At 40.2% G+C, this 23,667-nt stretch carries 19 protein-coding genes and 1 riboswitch; of the genes, 2 read left to right on the forward strand and 17 right to left on the reverse strand.

Translation table 11 applies throughout. The features are described 5' to 3' along the window. Nucleotides 1-16: 16 nt before the first annotated feature. The 11 genes from murB to K0R93_RS06255 all read right to left on the reverse strand — a co-directional run bounded on the left by murB (nt 17) and on the right by K0R93_RS06255 (nt 13,790). Nucleotides 17-931 (reverse strand): UDP-N-acetylmuramate dehydrogenase, encoded by a 915-nt coding sequence (gene murB, locus K0R93_RS06205; protein WP_300299068.1) that lies wholly within the window; start codon nt 929-931, stop codon nt 17-19. A 95-nt stretch (nt 932-1,026) separates the two neighbouring features. Further along, nucleotides 1,027-2,382: an extracellular solute-binding protein gene (locus K0R93_RS06210; protein ID WP_300299070.1), complete on the reverse strand. Its 1,356-nt coding sequence runs from the start codon at nt 2,380-2,382 to the stop codon at nt 1,027-1,029. Nucleotides 2,383-2,475: 93 nt separating this feature from the next. Beyond that, nucleotides 2,476-3,954 carry a 4-alpha-glucanotransferase gene (malQ, locus tag K0R93_RS06215; RefSeq protein WP_300299072.1) on the reverse strand — a complete coding sequence of 493 codons (1,479 nt, stop codon included), beginning with the start codon at nt 3,952-3,954 and terminating at the stop codon, nt 2,476-2,478. 380 nt (nt 3,955-4,334) lie between these two features. After that, on the reverse strand, nt 4,335-5,567 hold the full coding sequence (gene hydF / locus K0R93_RS06220) for a [FeFe] hydrogenase H-cluster maturation GTPase HydF (protein ID WP_300299074.1): 1,233 nt from the start codon (nt 5,565-5,567) through the stop codon (nt 4,335-4,337). Beyond that, nucleotides 5,545-6,879, reverse strand: coding sequence for a [FeFe] hydrogenase H-cluster radical SAM maturase HydE (gene hydE / locus K0R93_RS06225; protein WP_300299077.1), 1,335 nt, complete (start codon nt 6,877-6,879; stop codon nt 5,545-5,547). The genes hydF and hydE overlap by 23 nt, the downstream gene beginning before the upstream one ends. A gap of 212 nt (nt 6,880-7,091) precedes the next feature. Then, entirely contained in the window at nt 7,092-8,465 is a 1,374-nt protein-coding gene (gene hydG, locus K0R93_RS06230) for a [FeFe] hydrogenase H-cluster radical SAM maturase HydG (RefSeq protein ID WP_300299079.1), read from the reverse strand. 11 nt (nt 8,466-8,476) lie between these two features. Then, a complete protein-coding gene (locus K0R93_RS06235) occupies nt 8,477-8,722 on the reverse strand; it encodes a TM1266 family iron-only hydrogenase system putative regulator (protein ID WP_300299081.1) in 246 nt (81 codons plus the stop codon). 452 nt (nt 8,723-9,174) lie between these two features. Then, on the reverse strand, nt 9,175-10,983 hold the full coding sequence (locus K0R93_RS06240; protein WP_300299083.1) for an NADH-dependent [FeFe] hydrogenase, group A6: 1,809 nt from the start codon (nt 10,981-10,983) through the stop codon (nt 9,175-9,177). A 41-nt stretch (nt 10,984-11,024) separates the two neighbouring features. Further along, nucleotides 11,025-12,815: an NADH-quinone oxidoreductase subunit NuoF gene (gene nuoF / locus K0R93_RS06245; RefSeq protein ID WP_300299084.1), complete on the reverse strand. Its 1,791-nt coding sequence runs from the start codon at nt 12,813-12,815 to the stop codon at nt 11,025-11,027. Nucleotides 12,816-12,847: 32 nt separating this feature from the next. Continuing rightward, on the reverse strand, nt 12,848-13,213 hold the full coding sequence (locus tag K0R93_RS06250; protein WP_300299085.1) for a (2Fe-2S) ferredoxin domain-containing protein: 366 nt from the start codon (nt 13,211-13,213) through the stop codon (nt 12,848-12,850). 103 nt (nt 13,214-13,316) lie between these two features. Next, entirely contained in the window at nt 13,317-13,790 is a 474-nt protein-coding gene (locus K0R93_RS06255; RefSeq protein ID WP_300299086.1) for an NADH-quinone oxidoreductase subunit NuoE family protein, read from the reverse strand. Nucleotides 13,791-14,364: 574 nt separating this feature from the next. On the opposite strand from K0R93_RS06255, the gene K0R93_RS06260 reads away from it, so the two are divergent. Beyond that, the gene (locus K0R93_RS06260; RefSeq protein ID WP_300299087.1) at nt 14,365-15,867 is read left to right on the forward strand and encodes a SulP family inorganic anion transporter; all 1,503 of its coding nucleotides are present in this window, start codon (nt 14,365-14,367) and stop codon (nt 15,865-15,867) included. A 48-nt stretch (nt 15,868-15,915) separates the two neighbouring features. Here the strand turns inward: K0R93_RS06260 and K0R93_RS06265 are convergent, their stop codons facing one another. The 6 genes from K0R93_RS06265 to K0R93_RS06290 form a co-directional block, all read right to left on the reverse strand. Next, entirely contained in the window at nt 15,916-16,353 is a 438-nt protein-coding gene (locus K0R93_RS06265; RefSeq protein ID WP_300299088.1) for an MOSC domain-containing protein, read from the reverse strand. Then, nucleotides 16,343-16,834 (reverse strand): cyclic pyranopterin monophosphate synthase MoaC, encoded by a 492-nt coding sequence (gene moaC, locus K0R93_RS06270; protein ID WP_300299089.1) that lies wholly within the window; start codon nt 16,832-16,834, stop codon nt 16,343-16,345. Before moaC ends, K0R93_RS06265 begins: the two co-directional genes overlap by 11 nt. 1 nt (nt 16,835) lies before the next feature. Further along, the gene (gene moaA / locus K0R93_RS06275) at nt 16,836-17,801 is read right to left on the reverse strand and encodes a GTP 3',8-cyclase MoaA (RefSeq protein ID WP_300299090.1); all 966 of its coding nucleotides are present in this window, start codon (nt 17,799-17,801) and stop codon (nt 16,836-16,838) included. A 43-nt stretch (nt 17,802-17,844) separates the two neighbouring features. Further along, nucleotides 17,845-19,770, reverse strand: a complete 1,926-nt coding sequence (locus K0R93_RS06280) for a molybdopterin biosynthesis protein (protein ID WP_300299091.1) — start codon at nt 19,768-19,770, stop codon at nt 17,845-17,847. 174 nt (nt 19,771-19,944) lie between these two features. After that, complete coding sequence (locus K0R93_RS06285; protein ID WP_300299092.1) at nt 19,945-21,174, reverse strand: molybdopterin molybdotransferase MoeA; 1,230 nt, start codon at nt 21,172-21,174, stop codon at nt 19,945-19,947. A gap of 80 nt (nt 21,175-21,254) precedes the next feature. Then, nucleotides 21,255-21,374, reverse strand: a riboswitch (molybdenum cofactor riboswitch). A gap of 74 nt (nt 21,375-21,448) precedes the next feature. After that, nucleotides 21,449-22,060 (reverse strand): molybdenum cofactor guanylyltransferase, encoded by a 612-nt coding sequence (locus K0R93_RS06290; RefSeq protein ID WP_300299176.1) that lies wholly within the window; start codon nt 22,058-22,060, stop codon nt 21,449-21,451. Nucleotides 22,061-22,482: 422 nt separating this feature from the next. Here K0R93_RS06290 and K0R93_RS06295 point away from each other — a divergent pair, with 422 nt between their 5' ends. After that, nucleotides 22,483-23,634, forward strand: coding sequence for an iron-containing alcohol dehydrogenase (locus K0R93_RS06295; protein WP_300299093.1), 1,152 nt, complete (start codon nt 22,483-22,485; stop codon nt 23,632-23,634). Nucleotides 23,635-23,667 lie beyond the last annotated feature (33 nt).

Genomic DNA, 23,667 nt, shown 5'->3' on the forward strand with positions numbered 1-23,667 from the left:
AAATACATTTCTAAAACTATTCTTCACCCACAATTCTTACTTCTGGATGGAGTTCTACTTCAAACTGATCTCTAACAACCTTTTGAATCAGCTTGATCAGATGAATGACATCTGCTGCTGTGGCATTCCCTACATTGACGACGAACCCAGAATGTAGCTCCGACACTTGGGCATCTCCAACCCGCACCCCTTTTAAACCTGCATCCTCGATCAGTTTCCCAGCAAAGTAACCCGGCGGTCTTTTGAAGGTACTGCCGGCACTAGGTAGATGTAAGGGCTGCTTTGTGGTTCTTTTCACGGTAAGGTCTGCTGTAATTTCCTTAATTCGTTCATAATCACCCTTTTGAAGGGCTATATCTACTTCCAGCACGATAAAACCTTCTCTTTGCACCAAACTGTTTCTATATTCGAACGCCAATTGTTCTCGATCTAGATAAATCACATTACAATTATGGTCTAATACGGAAGCACCTATGACTACATCCTTCATTTCACCGCCATAGGCCCCAGCATTCATGGATACTGCTCCTCCCAAGGTACCAGGTATTCCACTGGCAAATTCAAAGCCTTCTAGACTTTCCCTCATGATCTTTTTGGACAGTACTGAGAGCAGGATTCCTGCCTGAGCTTTAATTCGACTTCCATCGATAACAATATCACTAAAATTTTCTGCAATCTTAATGACAACACCTCGAATTCCCTTATCACGTACCAGCAGATTGCTTCCATTGCCGATCACATAATAGGGTACATGATTCTCTCTACATACCAACAGGGCATGTTGAACTTCCTCTATGGTGGTAGGCAATACCATAATATCTGCTGGGCCTCCAATCTTAAAGGAAGTATGATCCCGCATCATCTCTTGCAGGCGAATATGTTCTATTTGAATTTTCTCTTTTAATTTCTCATAAATTTCATTCATGGTCATTCCAACAACTCCTCATATCGATCTCTTATAACCCTTCATTTATCATGATTAGTATACCTTTTTAATCAATGAAATACAAGGCTATTCTCCCTCGATTAATGCTCTAAGGTAATCCTATTGTAGGTCTCAATCTTCAACTGGGCATCTCGAAGGGCATCCTCCACAGTTTTGTTACCTAAAATAGCCAACCGTATCTGGCTCTGTAAAATCCCATCAATGGTCATCCAATTAGGATGGGTAGGCAGATTCTCACAGTAAGCCAAGCTTTTTTCCACCGTGGCCATAAGTGGATCCAATTGATAAATATCCTCTCCGCTCTTTTTCACAGGAAATACCCCTAATCGTGCTAAATCTTTTTTAAATTCATCATCGGTAACATACTTTAAAAACTTTACACACATCTCCAATTTTTTGGGATCTTCTTGCTTGAAAATCCCGTAAGCCGATACATTATTGGATAAGGAAATGGGCACCCCCTTCTCCCCAATTGGATAATTTGCTACCCCAATTTGAAACCCAAGTCCCTGATTTCTTAAACTGTTCATTACATTTATTGCCCATGTGCCCACAGGATATACGGCTACCTGCTTTTCTTTGTAAAAGCTTTCCCATGCTTCCCTTTCCGTATTTTCTCCAAAATTTGGAACCGTTACCCCGTGAACTTGTTTTAAGTCTACTAATTTCTTTAAGCCGCTTTTCGCCCGATCATCATTAAAACGATAAATTAAGCTGTCATCAAATATCTGGGCACCATCGGACAGTAGAATGCCCCAGGTATTGTAGTTATTCAAATCTATATATGAATTAAACCCGTATACATCCATTTTTCCATTTCCATCTCTATCAAAGGTAAGTGCCTTTGCTGTTTCAACGAATTCTTCATAGGTCCAGTTGCCATCCTTGGGCGGATCTATTCCTTTTTCTTGAAATATATCTAAGTTCAAAAGCATGGTATAGGTAGTCATCATGGAAGGAAATCCCCATGTTTTTCCATTATAACGAACTGCATTTAGTGCTTGGGTTTTATAATCTGATTCTTCCTCCCGGGTTAGATAACTATCTATCGGCTCTAAAACGCCCCGATCTATCATGGCAAAGTCAGTAGCTACTGGCGCTATATCTGGAAGACTGCCTGTTTGAATGGCTGTCTCTAATTCCAAGGGGCCCGTCTTTGAATCCATAGGCTTTAATTCTATATATACCCCAGGATTCGCCTTTTCAAATGCCTTGATTTTACTGACAATCCATCCATAGCGACTGCCATTACTCACATCCAAGTGAGGATAATCCCATAGCGTAATAACCCCTCTCCACTTGATTTCTTTTTCCATAGGATCTTCCTGTCGATTTTCAGGCCTGTATTCCATAAAATAGACGGGCCCTAATATAATAAATCCACATAATAATAGACATAAAAAAAGAGCAAAAGGTCTTTGTTTCTTTTTTGCCATGTGACAGCACCTCCTACTCTATATTTATTATAATACGATGCGCTATATGCCCCAACTAGTTATGATCTAGCTTTCCATCCACGTCCTTTTTTCTTATCTTCCATACAATTTCGTCATATGCTGTATTCTCTTTACCAATGCACCAGTCAATGCTTCCTTTTTCATTCGCCACTGCCAATTGCCATCTAGGGTAGATGGTCTATTCATCCTATGCATGCTGTCCAACCCCAAAAAATCCTGCATAGGAGCGATGGCTAGCTTCGCCACAGAACTCCAAGCTGCCCGTATGAATCCCCAATGATACCCCTCTTCCTCTATCAAACGTAGATATTCCTTGGCATAATTCAAATCTTCTGTTTTGGCTGTATTTAACCAGCCCTGAATTGTATCGTTGTCATGGGTACCCGTATAAACAACACAGTTTTTCTCGTGGTGATGGGGTAGATAGTCACTTTCTATATTTGCATCGAAGGCAAACTGCAGTACCTTCATGCCTGGATATTTTGACTCTCGCCTGAAATCAATGACCTCTTTCGTAAGAAATCCAAGATCTTCTGCGATGATTTGAACTACTCCCAATTCCTTTGTTACTGTTTGAAATAATTTCATTCCGGGACCCTTCACCCATCTCCCTGTCGCTGCCGTAGGGCTTCCATAAGGAATCTCCCAATAAGATTCAAAGCCTCTAAAATGATCAATACGGATAATATCATAAAGTTTTAAGCTTCCCCGAATTCGATCAATCCACCAATCATAATTCCTATCTTCCAGCACATCCCATCGATAAATAGGATTTCCCCATAACTGTCCATTTTCAGAGAAAAAGTCGGGGGGACATCCTGCTATGGCAATAGGCTTTTTTTCCTCATCTAAAAGAACTATTTCACTATTGGCCCATGCATCCACACTGTCCTCCGCCACATAGAAGGGGATGTCCCCGATAATTTGAATTCCTTTTCCATTTGCATAACTCTTTAACTTCTCCCACTGCTCAAAAAATAAATATTGCAGAAACACCCAATATTCTATTTCTTCTGCTAGTAGGTTTTGATAATATTTAAGTGTTTTTCCTTCTCTTTGCTTGATCTCCTGGTCCCACACCTGCCATGGCTTCATCTGAAAGTGAGCCTTTAAAGCCATGAACAAAGCATAATCTTCGACCCAATCTTTGTTCTGATATCGGAATTCTTTCATGCCATCGTTTTTCATGTTATTACTTCTATTGTAGATACGCTTTAGCAGCCCCAACTTATTGTAGTATATTTTCTCGTAATCAACGTTTTCCGGATCACTGCCAAAATCTATAGTTTTTAGATCCATTTCATTCAACAATCCGTTCTCCAGCAATATCTCAAAATCAATGAGATATGGATTGCCTGCAAAGGATGAAAAAGATTGATAGGGCGAGTTTCCGAAACCTGTAGGCCCCAAGGGCAACACCTGCCAAACCCGTTGTCCTGCGCTTACTAAGAAGTCTACAAATTCATAAGCTCCTTTTCCCAAAGTACCTATCCCGTAGTCCCCAGGCAAGGATGTGATATGCATCAAAATACCACTACATCTTTCTGCCATATAAATACTCCTTTTTGCGATTTCTTGGTATATAATTCATCTTATTTTTACTGGGGCTATTTTATGCCCTTAGACATAATAGAGAAAGGATACGCCACTAGGTCGAGCTCAAGATTAAGATCGAGGAAAGACTGTAGGGGTTGCATAGTATGCAACCCGCCCAAGGGCTAGGGTGGCCTCTTCGGGTCTCGGGTCGCATACTATGCGTCCCCTACGCAAAAAACATCCCAAGATCCTTCACTTCGTTCTGGATAGAAGAATGGTTGAATCTGGGGTCTTCGGACGATTCGTGAATCGCCCCTACTGCCTTCGCTCGATCTTCTGTCGTATTGTCCTGCTAAACACAAAAGACTGCTTCCGTGGAAGCAGCCTTCTTTATATTACTCTTCAATAAACATTTTTTTAACTTCTGGGAATGGATCCAATGCCCGTTCCAATACTCCCGTGATATAACCAATCAAAACCCCGTAATTTACAATCGGTGTTTCATTATAGATGGCCTGATTGATTCTGAACTCCATTTCCTTTGGATTCAGCATACAGCCGCCGCAGTGGATAATCAGATCAAACTTTTTCATTTCTTCTGGTTCTGGATAGTAGGTTCCCGATGTCCATTCAAAATTTAAAGACCCACCCACCATTTTTTCAATCCATCTCGGAATCTTATCCTTTCCAATATCCCCCTCTTGCCTATGGTGGGTACAACCTTCACAGATCAAAACATGATCTCCAGACTTCAAGGACTTGATTCGCTTTGCACCCATAACCAACTCTTCTAAATCTCCTTTATACCGAGCAAATAGAATGGAGAATGATGTTAGGGTGATATCCTTTGGGGTATCCTCATTCACCCTTGCAAAGGCTTGAGAATCCGTGATCACAAGCTTAGGCTTCTTTCCTAAGCTTTTCAAAGTTTCTGAAAGCTCAGTTTCCCTAGTTACAATGGCAACAGCACCATGGTCAATCACATCCCGGATTGTTTGCTGTTGGGGAAGAATCATTCTGCCCTTTGGTGCAGCCTTATCTATGGGGGTTACCAGAACCACAAAATCATTGGCCTCTATTAAGTCCCCCACAATCACCTTTTCCTGTTTCTCAATATTGGCATTGTCAATCATGAGCTGCTTCAGTTCTTCAATCCCTTCACCATTCAAAGCACTTACTCTTACAAAGGGTACATCATATATCTTTTGCCAATTCTCTAGGATAGAATCTTTAACATCTTCCATGTCTACCTTATTTACAACGCCTATCAAAGGAATCTTTTTCTCTCTCACCCTGGAGATGATCTCTCGATCAAAATCAGTGATTCCCTCTTTGCCGTTTACCACCAGCACAGCCAATTCTGTTTTATTTAATACCTTATAGGTCTTTTTAATTCGCAGCTCTCCTAGGGTTCCCTCATCATCGATTCCAGCCGTATCAATAATAACCACAGGCCCAATTGGTAAAATCTCCATGGATTTATACACAGGATCTGTAGTTGTTCCAGGCACCTCTGAAACCAAAGCAATATCTTGTTTGGTCAACGCATTGATTAAGCTTGATTTCCCTGCATTCCGCTTACCAAAAATGGCGATGTGGAGTCGATTACTTCTGGGTGTTTCCTGCATCGCTTAACGCCTCCTTTGTAACCTTTAAATAGGGTGGCAGCTTTCTTCCTGCTTCTTCAACAGCTCTGAAAGCAGCTTCTAAATCTATCATGTTCTTTTGGCTGTATATCTGATAATTGTATCTATATTTGGCAGGTGTATTGATCAACATGATGGTATTTGCACCGGATTTTAATGCTTTTGTTTGACCATCTGGATCAAGGGATGCCAATGCTGTAGTAGCTGGAATATAAACTCTCTTACATACGATTCTAGTTACTGCCACAGCCTTTAATGTCATATCTACACTGCCTGCAGGATATTTCTCAAAAGGGGTGCCCTTTGCTGGCAGGAAGGGTCCGATACCAATCATATTGATCCCCATATCCTTGAAGAAAAGAATATCCTTGGCGATATCTTCCGGTCTTTGACCCGGCAATCCAATGATACAACCAGATCCATTAATATACCCCAGCTCCCTTAGCCACTTGGAGCATTCTATACGATGATCATAATCATCATCTGGATGAATGAATTCAAAAATCTCACGATTGGTGGTCTCTATCTTTAATAAAAAGTTGTCAGCACCCACTTCTTTATATAAAGCGTATTCTTCCTTAGGCCTTTCCCCGATACTCAAGGTGATTCGCATGCCTGTCTCATCCTTGATCCGTCGAATCAATTGAACGATCTTGTCAGGGGTCCACCATAAATCTTCCCCAGACTGCAGGATTACGGTCTGGAGCCCTATTTGATGGAGCTCATGGACGATATCCATGATTTCGTCTTCTTCCATTCGATAGCGCTCTAGCGCTGGCAGCGTTGCCCGAATGCCACAGTACTTGCAATCTTTTCTACAAATATTTGAAAACTCTATGGCTCCACGAATATCTACCACATCACCGATGATTTCCTTCCGCATCCGGTCTGCAGCTGCAAATAGGGCCTCTAGTTCAGACTTTCGCTCAGTTTTTAAAAGTACTAGGATATCCTCAAAGTTTAAATCTTGTCCGTCTTCGACCTTCTTCATGACACCTATAAAGTCTTCAGACATCACGGAATCCATCAACTTTTCCACCAGTCCCGATAGCTTTTTGGGTTTGTCTGGATAGATTCCTTGAATCGTAATGTTATGGTCTAGCAGATGCTTCTCTGCACTCTGTATATCTTCTACATTTACACGAATGGCTATGGCACATACAGAACCATATTCTGATGGAGCAGGTACAAGGGCCGTTTCAATACCCTCATCCTTTAATAGTTTGTCACCCCGCAGCATGTGATTGGTTGAGCCTGCCATGATTAAAAAGTGCTTTATATCTTTGTGCTCCATTTTATCCTCCATTGTTTATGATCCAATTCCAATTCCAATATTGACATTGGTTATATTTTCACTTTGAATAGCATCACTTTCCTAGTTAGCAGTTAGCTGTTAGCCGTACTAGGGAACAGCTTTGTAGAAAGTATAAATTCTGAATAATTCGTTGACTAAAAAATTCTACTCTGCCCATAGGAAATATGCTGCTAACTGCTAACCGCTAACCCTTAAAAATACAGATCCCGCTCACCTTTTTCAATTCGCTTTAAGCGCTCCTGGGTTTCCTTTTTCACTTTGTCGTTATCAATTTTTTCTAGTTCTTGATCGATCATTTGCTCACCCTTTGCCTTGGTTTCTTCTGATCCAAAATGAACTAAGTTTTCTTTAAAAGTTAGAATGGCGTTGGGTTGGCAGAATTCATGGATATGGGCATCTTTTGCCAGCTCCATAAAGGCTGCTCCTGTTCTGTTCGCTCGATAGCAAGCAGTACAGAAGCTAGGCAAATGTCCCTGTTCACAAATTACTTGAAGCATCTCATCGAGAGAACGTTCATCACTGGTTTCAAACTGGGTTGCTTCCCGATCATCCTCTTCGTAACCGCCAGGGTTCGTCTTTGACCCGGCTGATATTTGAGAAACTCCTAGATTCAACAGCTCATCCCTTAGCTCAGCCTTTTCCCTAGTTGATAGGATGATACCCGTATAGGGAACGGTCAGACGATATACCGCCACAATTTTTCTGAAATCTTGATCAGATACAGGATAAGGCGTTTCACTCAATGCCGAATCCAATGCTGGTCTTAGTCTCGGTATGGAAATGGTATGGGGACCTACACTATAACGCTCATCCATGTATTGAGCATGCATCAATGTAGCCAATACATCAAATCGATAATCATATAAGCCCAGTAATACACCAATACCAAAATCATCAATGCCTGCTTCCAGGGCCCGTTCAATAGCCGTTAAACGATAATCGTAATCCGCTTTTGAACCAGATGGGTGCATCTTCTTATAGGTTTCTCGATGATAAGTCTCTTGGAATATCTGGAAGGTTCCAATACCCGCTTCTTTTAGTTTTTTAAAATCTTCCACAGGCATAGGTGCAGCATTTACATTAATTCTTCGAATATCTGCGCCCTGATATACAGCTTTCACCGCATCTACAATATGTTGGACATGGGTCTTTCTGTGATCTTCTCCACAGACCATCAAAATTCTCTTGTGTCCTTGTTTTTCAATGGCTTGAGCCTCATGGACAATTTCTTCGACACCCAAGGTCCTTCGATGAAGCTGCTTGTTAGCTACGCGGAAACCGCAGTATAGACAGTTGTTTGTACACTCATTACTCGTATATAAAGGTGCAAAAATCACGATGCGATTTCCATAGATTTTTTCTTTAATGTATCGAGCTGCATCAAACATGTGAGATAGCACTTCATCATCTTCTATCTGCAGCAGAATGGCAGCTTCTTCTAAGCTTAAACCATAGCAGTCTCTAGATTTTTCAATAATCTCCATCACTTCCGCCTTTGAAGCTTTCTTTCCTTCTTCTAGCAATACTTCTATTTGGTCTTCTTGAATGATCTGATACGTATCCATCCTATTTCCTCCTATTTTTGGGTTAGTGCACTTTTTACGGTTACCCCTCTTAATCTTCCTAATTTACCAGTTAATCCACCGATATCATCAGTTGTACCATCTACAATGATGGAGATCACACTTAACTGCTTCTCCTTGTAAGGAATACCCATTCTACCTACGATAATCTCACCGTAGGTACTGAACAGCTTATTGACTTGATCTACACTTTCTTTATCTTCAACAATCACAGCAACGACACCGATTCGCTTCTCCATCCCCTAAAAACTCCCTTCCTTCCATACAAGCCATACAAAAACAAAAAACCTCCTAAGGTTAGGAAGTTATGATTTCATCATAATAATCACCTCTTCACCTTTTGCTCAGATTATTCCTTGCAATCAGTTGATACATTATCGTCCTTCAAGTGAATACAATCCACTTGTCAGAGCCTAATTCTATTGTACATCTAGATTGTTAATTTTTCAACAATTATTATTTTTTATAGATAATTATTTTTATAAATACCCCTATTCCTGCTATTTTACCCATTCTTATCGCATACATTCCTTAGTGCATCTCTTCCTATTTTTTCGACAAATTTTGATCTCTTCACCAAATTAATTGACTGAATTTTCACAAAGTGTGTGGAATTATCTGATGCTCTCTATATGCACTTAGCAAATAATGAAAGAAAGCGTAGGTGATTATCACCTACGCCTTTTTTATACTATTTATGATCTTTACATGAAGCTGCTTCATCATGACCGCAGCTACATCCAGCTTCCTTATTCAAAGGGAATTTTTCTCTTGCTGTATAGTGGGTGTGTAGTAAGTCATGGGCCTTATGGCTGTTTGGCTTACCTAAGAAATCTTCATACAGCTTGATGATTTGAGGATTCTTATGAGATTTTCTAAGCTCAAGTACTGTATCTTCTTCATAAAGAGCTTTTGCTCTTTCTACTCTTACATCTACTTCCATTAATGTCTGAGCAGGAACCTGTGGCTGACCTCCGCCAGTAACGCAACCGCCGCTGCAACCCATTACTTCGATGAAGTGGTATTCTTTCTCCCCAGATTTCACCATCTCTAACACTTTTCTTGCCATTGCTGTACCATGGGCAACAGCAATTTTTACATTAATGCCGCCAAGTGTTAACTCAGCTTCTTTAATGCCTTCAATACCTCTTACAGCATTGTACTCAATATTATCAAATTCTTTACCTTCTAGTACCTCTGCCACTGTTCTTAATGCTGCTTCCATAACCCCGCCAGTAGCACCGAAGATAACGCCAGCACCCGTATATTCTCCAAGTAGATCCTGATCAAACTTATCGTCTTCAAGCTTTAAGAAGTCAATTCTTGCCTGCTTGATCATCTTTCCTAGCTCTCTTGTTGTCAATACTGCATCTACATCTGCATAGCCAGTTCCATTCATTTCAGGTCTAGCTGACTCTGTCTTCTTAGAAGTACATGGCATGATAGAAACCACGAAGATATTTTTAGGATCGATATTGTTTCTTTCTGCATAGTATGACTTAATGATGGCACCCATCATTTGATGTGGTGACTTACAGGTTGATAAATTATCTAGGAATTCAGGATAGTTGAATTCACAGAATCTAATCCAACCTGGTGAACAGGAAGTAATCATAGGCAATTTGCCGCCATCTTGAATTCTGTGTAGTAACTCATGACCTTCTTCCATAATCGTTAAGTCGGCTGCAAAGTTTGTATCATATACTTTATTGAATCCAAGTCTCTTTAGGGCAGCAACCATCTTACCAGTTACTCTTGTACCGATTGGTAAACCAAACTCTTCCCCAAGACCCGCTCTTACTGCAGGAGCTGTTTGCACAACTACATGGATATTTGGATTTTCAATGGCATCCCAAACTCTTTCGATATCTTCTTTTTCTCTTAGTGCTGCAACTGGACAAGCTACGATACACTGTCCACAGTAGATACATGGCGCATCAGCCATGCTTACTTCGAAAGCAGGTCCTACTGTTGTCTTGAATCCTCTGTTATTGAATTCAAGAATTCCGATGTCTTGTACATTCTTACAGACATTTACACATCTGCCGCAAAGGATACACTTGCTGGAATCTCTAACGATAGAATGGGATTTATTATCAAAGAACGCTTCTGTTTTTGCACCTTCAAATGGAACTTCAGTAACATTTAGTTCTTCAGATAATGACTGTAATTCACAGTTCTTGTTTCTGAAGCAAGTTAAACATTCTCTATTGTGATTGGATAAGATCAATTCAACAGTTGATTTTCTTGCATCTCTAACTTTTTTTGTATTTGTCTTGATGATCATGCCATCAGCTACTGGGTGTACACATGAAGCCTGTAATCCTCTAGCCCCCTGGATTTCTACTAGACAAACTCTACACGCACCAATTTCATTTACATCTTTCATATAGCACAGTGTAGGAATATTGATACCCACAGACTTTGCCGCTTGAAGTATTGTATAATCTTTAGGCACTTCAACTTTTATATTATCAATGGTTAAAGTCACTTTTTCCACTGCTACACGCTCCTTTTCTACTAAAATAGAAGTCCGAATCATTACTTCTTAATGATCGCTTTGAATGGACATTTATCAACGCAAGCCCCACACTTCACACACTTATCTGTGTCGATTACGTGTAGTTCTTTCTTCTCTCCTGAGATTGCATTTACTGGACACGCCTTTGTACATAATGTACAGCCTTTACATCCATCTGTAATGTGGAAGTTTAGTAAGCCTTGGCATACACCAGCTGGACATTGCTTATGATATACATGGGCTTCAAATTCTTCTCTGAAGTATCTTAGTGCGGATAGTACTGGGTTTGGTGCTGTCTGTCCAAGACCACATAGAGAAGATGCCTTGATGTTTTCAGCCAATTTCTCTAGTTTCTCGATATCTCCTACTTCACCATGACCTTCTGTGATTTTATCTAATAGTTCTAGCATTCTCTTTGTACCGATTCTACATGGAGGACACTTACCACAGGACTCATCTACTGTAAAGTCAAGGAAGAATCTTGCGATATCCACCATACAGTTGTCTTCATCCATTACGATCATACCACCAGATCCCATCATGGAACCTAGGGAAATTAAGTTATCATAGTCGATTGGCGTATCTAAGCAAGAAGCTGGAATACATCCGCCAGATGGTCCACCAGTTTGAACAGCTTTAAACTCTTTTCCATTTGGAATACCGCCACCGATTTCAAAAATTACTTCTCTTAAAGTTGTACCCATTGGGATCTCAAGAAGACCTGTATTGTTGATCTTTCCACCTAGGGCAAACACTTTTGTTCCCTTTGATTTTTCAGTACCGATATTTGCGAACCACTCTGCACCGTTTAAGATGATTTGAGGAACGTTTGCGTAAGTTTCAACGTTATTTAATAGTGTTGGCTTTTCCCATAGTCCTTTGATAGCTGGGAATGGAGGTCTCGGTCTTGGCATACCTCGCTTGCCTTCAATAGAGTTTAGAAGGGCTGTTTCTTCCCCACAAACGAAAGCACCTGCACCTAGCTTAATTTCTAAGTCGAATTCGAAGTCTGTGCCAAAAATTCCTTTTCCTAATAGTCCGTATTCTCTTGCTTGATTAATGGCAATTTGTAATCTATCTACAGCGATTGGATACTCTGCTCTTACATATACATATCCTTGGTTAGATCCTACAGCATAAGCAGCGATTGCCATGGCTTCAATCAAAGCATGAGGATCTCCCTCAAGTACAGATCTATCCATGAAAGCACCTGGATCTCCCTCATCGGCATTACATGCTACATATTTTTGATCTCCCTGGGCCTTGTAAGTGAATTCCCACTTTAATCCTGATGGGAAACCACCGCCCCCACGGCCACGAAGTCCAGATTTCTTAATTGTTTCGATAACTTCTTCTCTTGACATCTCAGTTAAAACTTTTGCTAACGCCTTATAGCCATCAAATGCAATATATTCTGTGATATCCTCTGGATCGATAACACCACAATTTCTAAGAGCAACCCTTTGCTGCTTCTTGTAGAAATCTACTTCATTGATTGAACGAATTTGATCTTCTACCACAGCTTCTTTAAATAATAAGTCTGTAACGATTCTTCCCTTTAATAAATGTTCTTCTGTGATTCTTGCGATGTCTTCTACCTTTACGTGGCTGTAGAAAGAACCTTCTGGATATACGATAACGATAGGCCCTGCCTCACAAAGCCCAAAACATCCAGTTCTAACTAACTTTACTTCCTTTGCCAAATTGTGTTTCTCTAATTCTTCATTGAACGCCTGCTCAATGCTTTTTGAACCTGAAGAAGTACATCCCGTACCACCACAGATTAGGACGTGTGATCTATATAATTCCATTTACTTACCTCCTCACGAAATGAATTTATCGATTACTTCGCTGCTCCAATTGTATATTCATCAATCACTTTTCCGTTTACGATGTGCTCAGCAACAATTCTCTTTGCCTTTTCAGGTGTCATTTCCACGTAAGTTACCTTTTCTTCGCCCGGTCTGTAAACTTCGATGATTGGCTCAAGTCTACAAACCCCAATACATCCTGTTTGGCTTACGATAACTTCTTGAAGATTTCTTGTCTTTACTTCCTCAACCAATTGCATTAAAACAGGTCTTGCCCCTGCAGAAATCCCACAAGTTGCCATACCAACAACAATTCTTGTACCTTCTCTATCATGTCTTATATCAACTTTCTTTAATGCTTCTTCACGAATTTTCGCTAATTCCGCGATAGATTTCATTATCCAATCCCTCCTAATAATCATAGTGGATTCAATTACTCAAATATGCTGTTATAGAAAAACAATCGTTTCCATAGTAGATAAAACTTCTGAGCCTTCCGGCTTAGTACTTCGCGATGATGCCAGGAACATCACTCTCTACCAATCTTCCATAAACATCTTCATTCACAGTTAATACAGGTGCAAGGCCACATGCGCCAATACATCTTGTTGCAACCAAAGAGAATTTCCCATCAGCTGATGTGCCGTCAACTTCCACTTTTGCCAATTCTTTAATCTTATCAATGAGTTTTTGTGCACCTTTTACATAACAAGCAGTTCCCAAACATACACCTATTACATAATCTCCCTTTGGCTCAAGGGTAAATTGTGAGTAGAATGTCACTACTCCATAAATTTCTGCCAACGGCATGTTTAATTCTTCTGAAACCTTCTTTTGGACTTCCAACGGAACACACCCAAAGATTTTTTGTGCTTCATGAAGAATAGGCATTAAAGCTCCTCTTTGTCCTTTGTGCTTTGCAATTACAACATCTAGCTTTGCAAAGTTTTCCTGAGTAAAAATATTCTTAGCCATAGTACCTCCCCTTTTCCTTAATACTTTTATTGAATAAAAATCATATTTGATTTGCTCAACCTTATCTAAGAAATACCAAGTTAATGCCTTCAAGTTCCAGTTTTTGCAATTATCCTATTGCATTTAATAGGTCCCTTAGGGGTACCCCAACTCATTATAACATTTAATTTGTTCTGTGTGTAGTTTTTTTGTTATAAAATTATCAATTCTTTGTCGAAATGTGTATTTTCTTATGATGTAATTTCTTCAATAAAATACATTTTCTGCTATGCAACTATTCCTATTGGAATTCCTTAATTTCTTGATGTTTTCAACACCTTAATCATCATACACTATCTTCTTTCTGGAGTAAATTCATTTTTGAATAATTTTTATTACAAAATATTAATGGGCTATTCTAAGCATTTCATGGGCATTTGTTAAATATATCTCTAACAACATCCATTTACCCCTTCATTCCCCATACTTACTTCATAATCTTTCTATTCTATCTTCTCTTGAAATACCCTTTGGAAAAGAATAAAATAATAGTATTGGTTACAATTTCAAAAAACTAAAGAAAGAAGGGTATGAATTGCTCAGAAAAAATCATCGTTTTGCCTATGACATCAAGAACCTGAAAGGGGATATCCTAGGTGGTTTCACCACAGCAATCGTGGCACTGCCGCTTGCACTTGCCTTTGGTGTTGCTTCTGGCGCAGGGGCTAAAGCAGGATTGTATTCAGCCATCATCACGGGTATTTTGTCTACGTTATTTGGGGGAACCCCTGCCCAGGTCAATGGACCTACGGGAGCAATGACAGTGGTATTGATTGAACTCTATGAAAAATTTGGCATAGAGGCTTTGTTTGCCTCCATGCTTGTGGCTGGTCTTATCCAAATTCTTATCGGCGTGTTTCGATTGGGCAAATATATCCACTTGATACCACAGCCTGTAATTATAGGCTTTACCAATGGTATTGGTTTCCTGATTTTTATCAAGATGATCACATATTTTAAAACCAATCCACTTTTGGCTTCTATTACCATACTGATTATGCTGTTATTTCCTTTATTAACAAAGAAGGTACCTGCTTCTCTGGTCGCCCTCATCGTGGGAAGCGTCATAGGGATATATTTCTTACCTACTGATGCTTTGGTAGGTACTATTCCCAGCGGACTTCCAAATTTTGCTTTACCAACCTTTAAATTAGATGCACTGTATCAAATTTTACGCTCTGGCTTTGTATTGGCCATGCTGGGCTGCATAGAATCTCTTTTGGCTTCTCTCATCGTGGATGAAATGACCAGAACAAAGCATCATTCTAATAGGGAATTGATTGGACAAGGTATTGGAAATACAGTTGCCAGTCTATTTGGCGCACTCATCGGTACAGGAGCTATCGTTCGTTCCGTTGTAAACGTTAACGCAGGCGGACGAACTAGGTTATCTGGCATCCTCCATGGGCTTATACTACTGGTAATCACCTTAAAGTTTGGGTCCCTGGCTTCAACGATTCCCCTTGCCGTTCTAGGAGGTATCCTGATGGGTACAGCCATAAAAATGGTGGAGTACAACGCCACTCGCACCATTGCCTATGCGTCCAAGCGGGCTGGAACTGTGGTGATCGTAACCACCCTTTTAACCATCTTTACGGACTTAACCATTGCGGTAGCCTTCGGTACTTTATTATCTATGTTTTTCTTTGTGCTCCGTATGGGTGAAGTTTATCTAAAAAAATACGACATAGATTGTACAGGGCTAACAAAAGAAGTCGTATCCTATACCATCGAAGGTCCTTTGTTCTTTGGTGTGGCCCATGCCATCATCAGTAAGTTAGAAATTGAAGCTGCTGATGCAGACATCGTTGTGTTAAATCTTATGAATATGCCTGCCATTGATTCCTCTGGGGCAATCTCTTTGAAAAACATTAAAGAAGTATTGAAGTCTAATGATGTAGAGCTTGTTTTTGCAGGTCTCAGAGAAAACAGCTTAGATTTACTATTGAAAATGGATGTCCTTACTGAAGAAGAAGTCTCTCTCTCATCTCGTCGTATCGGTGAGGTTTTAGATCAGGTGAAAGCTTTGGCTATTTAGAATCAAATAAAAGAAGAACACTCTTCAAACTTGAAGAGTGTTCTTCTTTTATTCTAAAATAATGATTTCATCTCCTGCTTTGATCATTCCATCTTTTAATACCTTCGTGAAGATCCCTTCTGTAGGCATCACACAATTTCCTACTTGATGGAAAATGGCACACTTTGTATGACATTCCTTTCCGATTTGGGTGACCTCTTGAATCGTTTCACCTATTTGAACCTTTGTTCCGATAGGCAGTGTCCAAAGCTCAATTCCTTCTGTTGTAATATTTTCTGCAAATTTACCTGTACATAGTCCCTCAATCCCGATGGCCTTCATTTTCTCGATGCTTTCATTTCCCAAAAGACTTACTTGCCTATGCCAGTTCCCAGCATGGGCATCACCTTCCAGTCCATGGTCTACACGAAACAAACCTTGCTCAACGGTTCTTTTGGGCACTCCTTTTTTCTCGCTGATGTTGATAGCAATCACTTTACCCTTCAATACACTCTCCCCCTCGTATATAGGTGCCAGACTTACCACCCGTTTTTTTTATCAATCGAATATTTGAAATGACCATATCCTTATCAATGGCTTTACACATATCGTAAATTGTTAGGGCTGCGGTAGCTACACCCTGAAGGGCCTCCATCTCTACCCCTGTTTTTCCAATGGTTTTTACAGTTGCTTCTATATGGATCGCGCTTTTTTCGTCATCGATGCTAAAGTTCATCTCTACACCCGAAATAAGTATATTATGGCACATGGGAATTAATTCACTGGTACGCTTTACACCCATAATACCAGCCACTTGGGCTACAGCCAGGACATCTCCTTTTTTCATCTTTCCATCTTTAATCATGGATAGGGTTTCTGGCGCCATATGGATCGAAGCACCAGCTACAGCCACTCGCTGAGTGTCCTCTTTTTCCCCTACATCTACCATTTTCGCTCTTCCATTATCATCTATGTGGGTTAGCTTCATGTTATCCTCCTATGCGATACATATCTCTGACGATAGGTTCGTGATCTAAATCGTTTAAGGTATGTTGAGACGGCTTCGATAAAATTGCTTCTTCCAAAAGCTTTCTTAGATCTCCTATATTATGTCTTAAGGCTGTCTTAATATCAATTTCTTGATTAGAATGGAGACATGGCTTTAATCGTCCATCGGCTGTTAGACGAATACGGTTGCAGTATTTACAAAAATGACTGCTGATTGGATTAATAAATCCAATCTTACCCACTCCGTCTGGCAATTTGTAGTATTTTGCAGGACTATGTTTATCTCCATCATAAATAGGCATCAGTTCTGAAATCCGATCCTTGATTGTACCGTTGGAGATAAACTTATTTTTGGCCCAAGTACTGGCCTGACCAATGGGCATCAGTTCAATAAAGCGTACTTCAATGTTCTCCTTTAAGGTTAAACCAACAAAATCTTCTACTTCATCATCATTAAAATTCCCTATAATCACTGTATTGATCTTTATCGGATTGAGACCAACCTTTTTTGCCGCTTCGATTCCCTCCAACACTGTTTTTAAGTTTCCCCCACGGGTAATCTCTTTATATTTTTCATCCTTCAATGTATCTAAGCTTATATTGACTCTGTCTAGTCCTGCATTTTTCAGTTCTTGGGCATATTCCTTTAGCAAAAGACCATTGGTGGTCATTGCTAAATCTCTAATACCCTCTAATTGTGCAATGGATTCTATGAACTTTATAATTCCATTTCGCACCAAGGGTTCTCCCCCAGTAATCCTAACCTTATCAACGCCAAGGTCCACGGCTATTTTTGTCACTTCATAGATTTCCTCTAAAGATAAGATTTCTTTATGGTGCTTTTTCTCAATTCCATTTTGGGGCATACAATACATACATCTCAAATTGCATAAATCAGTTATGGAAATTCTGAGATAGTTAATATTTCTCCCTGAAGCATCCTTCATGGTACTCCCCCTTTGACGTTAGTGGTTAGTTATAACCAGCAACCTAATTTATTAAAATGACTTCTCCCGTGTGATCGAGTTTATATCCTCCTAGTTCTTCAAGGGACTCTTTAAGGGTCTGGGATTTAAGAACATGGATGAATAGTCCTATCATATCATTGTTCAAATATTTTTGTGGCACCGCAAAATCATAGTCCTCATCCCCTATGGGTATGAAATCCAAGTCCAGGGCTTTAGCTGCCGATAAAACTCCTACCCCTACATCAGCAGCACCCGATGCAACTGCCGCCGCCACCGCCATATGGGTTGTCATTTCTCGTTCATAACCACTAATAGCTTCTATATCAATTTTGCTTTCCTTTAATTTATAGTCTACGAGGATTCTTGTGCCCGCACCTCTTTGTCGATTTACAAACTGAATATCTTCTCGGATCAAATCATGAAAGTTCTTTATGTTTTTAGGATTCCCTTTCTGCAGTATGAACCCTTGGATTCTTTTTACCCCTTTGATGAGGGCCATATCTAGATTGCCTAGATACTTCTTCACAAATGAAATGTTGTATTCCCCATGCTCTTCATCCAACAAATGGATTGGCGCCATATGGGCCTCTCCCCTCCGCAAGGCCATCAACCCGCCTAGGCTGCCTACATGGGCTGAAGAAAGATGATAGGCGGCATTCTGACGATGCATATCGTTTCCAATGATATCCATGATCAAATCATGGCTTCCAATAGAAACAATGGTGTGATGGATATCATGGATATCCTTCAATAATTCCACTTGGACTCGTTCCCCTGCTTCTACCCCCTCACTGTTTTGAGGAATAATCAAGATACCATCAGCCCTTACTAAGGACATGGTGGCCCCAGCCCCTCTGTTTAGCGGTGTGGCAATCAATTGTTGATCCACCATTCCCAACTTCATGCGTACATATTCTTTATGCTTCAATGCGGATACGATCCGTTTCGAAACAACGGCCTCTACCCGAGGGCGATTGGGCACCCTCTGTCCTAAATACTTTGCAATCAAAGGCTTTGCAAAGGTATCGAAAACAAAATACGCCGATACTGGATATCCTGGTATTCCCATGACAGGTTTTCCTTGAACAATTCCTAGGATAGTCGGTTTACCAGGTCTTGTGGCGATTCCATGAACCAGAACCTCTCCAAGTTCACGGATCAACTTTACCGTATAGTCCTCTGTTCCTGCTGATGAGCCTGCATTAATGATGACCATATCATTTTCTTCTACTGCCTCCAGCACCTGATGTCGGAGCAATTCATAATCATCCTCAACTGGTTTATATCGTTTAGGATCTCCTCCATATTCTTTGACGAGACCCTCAAATACTCTGGAATTGGATTCGATGATTTTTCCTTCTGTCATAGATTCCTGAGGTTCGATAATCTCTGTTCCCGTGGGCATGATACCGACCCTAGGCTTTGCATATACTTCAATCTCTAAGATACCTCCGCTAAGTAATGCGCCTATATCTACTGGCCGTATGGTGTGGTGAGAAGGAACAATCATTTCATGGGCAACAATATCTTCCCCTATAGGCCGTATATCTTGCCAAGGAGAAGCTGCTTTTATAATTTCAACAGTCTCCTCATCAACTTCCACCACATCCTCTATCATAATCACCGCATCAAAGGGTTCTTTTATTGGGTCACCCGTATCAATAAATATAAAGTCCTTATTTCGCTTGAGGCGTATTGGACTGGCTTCAGACGCTCCGAAGGTGGATTTTGCCTTTACTGCAATACCATCCATGGCTGATGCATTGTGATTTGGAGATGACAATCTAGCAAAAACTGGACTGGCCGTAACCCTTCCCTGGGCCTCAATAACTGATACCTTTTCCACATTTAGTCCATGAAGATTCTCATCTATCCTCCGAAAGTATAGATCCAATGCCTCTTCCACATCTACGTTGGAAAGATATAAGTTTCTCTCTTTCTTTTTCATATGTGCTTCCCCCCTTGTTAGGGTTAGTGGATAGTGGTTGGGGGATAGTGGTAAAGTTCTTTTATTCTTCAGACCTGCAAAAGAGAACTAACCACTAACTACTAACTACTAACTACTAACCATTGAGATATGTTCAATAAGTGCTCACTAAAACAATCTCCACTATACAAATGTCTAGAATAGTACCACTTTCACCTTTTCACCCTTCTCCACACCCTCTTTGTTTGTATCAATGCGTATGTAGCCGTGGGCCTTTGTCAACAGTGTAATGGAGCCGGATTTTCCGTGTATTGGTTTTGCAAGATATTCACCATTATCCGATTCTAATACAACCATTTGATAGGTCTCTTTTCCAGGTGAGGAATGGATGTTAGCAGCTGCAGTGGCATAAATCCCATCATTTACTCCTGATCCCCGGCACAGCAGTCGATTTAAGAGATAGCCTAGAAATACCTTACATACAATCATGGCTGAGACAGGATGACCGGGCAAGCCAAAAACTGCCTTTCCCTTCGCCTTTCCAATAATCGTTGGTTTCCCCGGCTTTATGGCAATACCATGAACAAAAACACCTGGTGTTCCAAGATCATTAATTACCTTTGCCGTGACATCCTTTGTACCTACGGAACTCCCACCTGAAATAATGAGGATATCACAGTGTCCTAAAACTTCAGCTGCCTTTTCCTTTAACAGGCTATACTCGTCTTGAATGACTTGTCTGTGTACGATATCCCCGCCGAATTCTTCGATCATGGCTGATAAGGCATATGTATTGATATCACGGATTTGTCCCAATTCTACCTTCGCAAACGGATCAACGATTTCATCCCCAGTGGAGAGAACAGCCACCTTTGGCCGTTGGAATACATTTATATGCTCTATACCCAGGGCAGCTAAAGCGCCAATGTCTTGGGCCTTTATCTTCCGACCTTTTTTAAACAGTAGTTCACCCACTTGCATATCTTCGCCAATCTGCATAACGCTTTCCCCAGGTGCAACAGATTGATAAATTGCCAAGGTCAACTCGTCCAAACACTCAGCATGCTCAATCATTACCATGGCATCAGCACCATGGGGCACCATTCCTCCCGTTGGAACATATACACATTCTCCGCTGCGAACAGTTAATTCTGTGCTCTTTCCCATCTCAACTTTGCCGATGTTATTTAGAAAGGTGGGCAGCCCTTCGCTTGCACCAAAGGTATCCTTAGCCAAAACAGCATATCCATCCACGGTGGATCTTCGAAACTCAGGAAGCGCCATGGGTGCTTCAATATCTTCATATATAATTCTGCCTAAGGCCTCCGTAATATGTATTCGTTGTCCTTCCAATTTCAAATCCGTAAAATATTCTTCCAGCTTTTGTACCACTTGTTCTACTGTGTCCACCTTTAGCAACTCCATCTCTCGTCCCCCTCTATTCAAAGAACCAAAGCAAAAAAACAATAAAAACAATAAAAACAATCCTAGAAAGGATTGTTCGCTCATAAGATCTTATTTTTCCTTTCCAAGCACGGGAGGTATAAGAATTTCTTCTTATACCCGAAGGTCATACTCTCTTAGCATAGTACTTTAGACAATATGACTCGGAAAAAATTTTCAATTGACTACCATTTTTTGAAATTTACTGAATCTTTAAAAATTATAACATAGGAAATTTGAAAAAACTATAGATTTTTTATGATATATTCATAACATACTCTTCGTTTTGTAAGTATTTCTTCAAATCATCCGCTGAATTCAAGTTTGTAAACATTTCCCAATCCGATGTAAATCCTCTTGCAATTTCTTCTTCCACATACAAAACATCGCAGCTCTTTAAAATTAACGACAACCGCTTCTGACCATTTTCGATACCATGTTTTAATGGATAGACGAAGTTCTTGTGGTAAAAGGCATTAAAGGGTTCAATCCATTGTCCGTATTTTGTGACCAGTCCATCATATTCCTTCAACGATTTTTGAAGCAAGTTCCTCATATAATCAATATAGTTATAGTTTATGACAGGCATGTCACATGCTAGAACATAATTATAAATAGATGTAGAATGTTTTAATCCAGTATAAAGCCCGCCTAGTACGCCAATTCCTTCAAATTCATCCTGAATGACTTCACAGGAGCAATTTAAAAACAGTGTTTTGTCATCCGTAACCAAAATAACCCTTGAAAATGTTTTATACAGTTTTTCAACTTGATAATCAACCATGGTCTTCTTTTCGATCTCGATAAATCTCTTATCAAACCCCATTCTGCGGCTTTTGCCTCCTGCCAATAATATAGCCGTATTCATTTCCACGGGTATCCCTCCTCCCACGATTTCACGGACAATCCAAATCATATCTCATGTTCAGTTAACCCTCAAAAGTAAAATCGTTAAATAAAAAATAATCATTTTTTATTCGTATTATATATTCTTTATTATAACTTCATTATATTTTAAATTTTATAATCCTTGTTTTCAAAATAATTACAGAATTTCATAAAATTCTCGAATACGATTTCTAGGACTCCTGCTTGATATAAAAATAATAATTGTTTTAATCTTCTAAACATTCTTATAATATCTTAATAAAATAGTCTGTCTACCTAACAAGCACTTATCATTCCATTCAAAGGAGGTGAAAATGACCCTATTACCAAAACAAATTGGACATTCAAGACATGACCTTATTTTATCATGATCTTATAAAAATAAAAAAGGGGGAAATTATCATGACAGTAAGTGCATATTTTATTCCTACGGTAAATCTAATCGGCGCGGGATGTGTAAATGAGGTTGGAACCCGTATGAAGGTTTTAGGTGGCAGTAAGGTTCTGGTTGTCACCGATGCTGGTCTTGTAAAAATGGGAGTAGCTGATAAAATCAAATCCATCCTTGAGGGTGCCGGACTTGAAGCTGTTGTTTTTGGCGGTGCTGAACCTAATCCAACAGATCATAATGTCGATGCAGGCTTTAAAGTATGGCAAGAAGAAAAATGTGATGCCATCGTTTCCCTAGGCGGCGGTTCTTCCCACGACTGTGCAAAAGGAGTTGGGCTGCTCGCTGCAAATGGTGGAAAAATCCATGATTACGAAGGTGTAGATCAATCTTCAAATCCCATGGTGCCATTTATCGCTGTAAATACAACGGCAGGAACAGCATCTGAAATGACTCGTTTCTGTATCATTACAGATACAAGCAGAAAAGTAAAGATGGCCATTGTAGATTGGCGTGTAACACCTGCCCTCTCTATTAATGATCCAGAATTGATGGCTGGTATGCCGCCAGCACTAACTGCAGCTACAGGGATGGATGCACTAACCCATGCCATTGAAGCTTATGTTTCAATCGCCGCCACACCATTGACAGATTCAGCAGCTTTGATGGCTATTCAGCTTATCGCTAAGTATCTTCCTGCAGCTGTTGCAAACGGAACCAATATGGTAGCAAGAGAAAAAATGGCTTATGCCCAATTCCTAGGTGGAATGGCATTCAACAATGCTTCCCTAGGCTACGTCCATGCCATGGCCCACCAGCTTGGTGGTTTCTATAACCTACCTCACGGTGTATGTAATGCCATCCTATTGCCTCATGTAGAGCAGTTTAACTTAATTGCTTGTGCCGATCGTTTCAAAGATATCGCCATCGCCATGGGTGAAAACGTTGAAGGTCTTTCTGTAAATGAAGCTGCACAAAAGGCGATTGAAGCTATTAAGAAGTTGTCTGTATCCGTAGGCATTCCTTCAGGGCTCGCTGAACTTGGCGTGAAAGAAGAAGATTTTGAAGTAATGGCTGTAAATGCAAAGAAGGATGCTTGTCAATTGACAAATCCACGTTTGGCTACACTACAGGAAGTCATTCAAATATTCAAGAATGCAATGTAGTCATTAATAAAAGACAGAAGGCGATATGGACAT

This window comes from Anaerosolibacter sp. (assembly GCF_029240175.1).
Classification (GTDB): domain Bacteria; phylum Bacillota; class Clostridia; order Peptostreptococcales; family Thermotaleaceae; genus Anaerosolibacter.

Excerpts from the sequence above, each read along its gene's own strand:
- moaC (WP_300299089.1), bottom strand. The coding sequence starts at position 16,834 with ATGAAGCTAACCCACATAGATGATAATGGAAGAGCGAAAATGGTAGAT.
- K0R93_RS06280 (WP_300299091.1), bottom strand. The coding sequence starts at position 19,770 with ATGAAAAAGAAAGAGAGAAACTTATATCTTTCCAACGTAGATGTGGAA.
- murB (WP_300299068.1), bottom strand. The coding sequence starts at position 931 with ATGACCATGAATGAAATTTATGAGAAATTAAAAGAGAAAATTCAAATA.
- K0R93_RS06285 (WP_300299092.1), bottom strand. The coding sequence starts at position 21,174 with ATGGAGTTGCTAAAGGTGGACACAGTAGAACAAGTGGTACAAAAGCTG.
- moaA (WP_300299090.1), bottom strand. The coding sequence starts at position 17,801 with ATGAAGGATGCTTCAGGGAGAAATATTAACTATCTCAGAATTTCCATA.
- hydG (WP_300299079.1), bottom strand. The coding sequence starts at position 8,465 with ATGGATACGTATCAGATCATTCAAGAAGACCAAATAGAAGTATTGCTA.
- K0R93_RS06210 (WP_300299070.1), bottom strand. The coding sequence starts at position 2,382 with ATGGCAAAAAAGAAACAAAGACCTTTTGCTCTTTTTTTATGTCTATTA.
- malQ (WP_300299072.1), bottom strand. The coding sequence starts at position 3,954 with ATGGCAGAAAGATGTAGTGGTATTTTGATGCATATCACATCCTTGCCT.
- K0R93_RS06255 (WP_300299086.1), bottom strand. The coding sequence starts at position 13,790 with ATGGCTAAGAATATTTTTACTCAGGAAAACTTTGCAAAGCTAGATGTT.
- hydF (WP_300299074.1), bottom strand. The coding sequence starts at position 5,567 with ATGCAGGAAACACCCAGAAGTAATCGACTCCACATCGCCATTTTTGGT.
- K0R93_RS06295 (WP_300299093.1), top strand. The coding sequence starts at position 22,483 with ATGACAGTAAGTGCATATTTTATTCCTACGGTAAATCTAATCGGCGCG.
- K0R93_RS06235 (WP_300299081.1), bottom strand. The coding sequence starts at position 8,722 with ATGGAGAAGCGAATCGGTGTCGTTGCTGTGATTGTTGAAGATAAAGAA.
- K0R93_RS06250 (WP_300299085.1), bottom strand. The coding sequence starts at position 13,213 with ATGAAATCTATCGCGGAATTAGCGAAAATTCGTGAAGAAGCATTAAAG.
- nuoF (WP_300299084.1), bottom strand. The coding sequence starts at position 12,815 with ATGGAATTATATAGATCACACGTCCTAATCTGTGGTGGTACGGGATGT.
- hydE (WP_300299077.1), bottom strand. The coding sequence starts at position 6,879 with ATGGAGCACAAAGATATAAAGCACTTTTTAATCATGGCAGGCTCAACC.
- K0R93_RS06290 (WP_300299176.1), bottom strand. The coding sequence starts at position 22,060 with ATGAATACGGCTATATTATTGGCAGGAGGCAAAAGCCGCAGAATGGGG.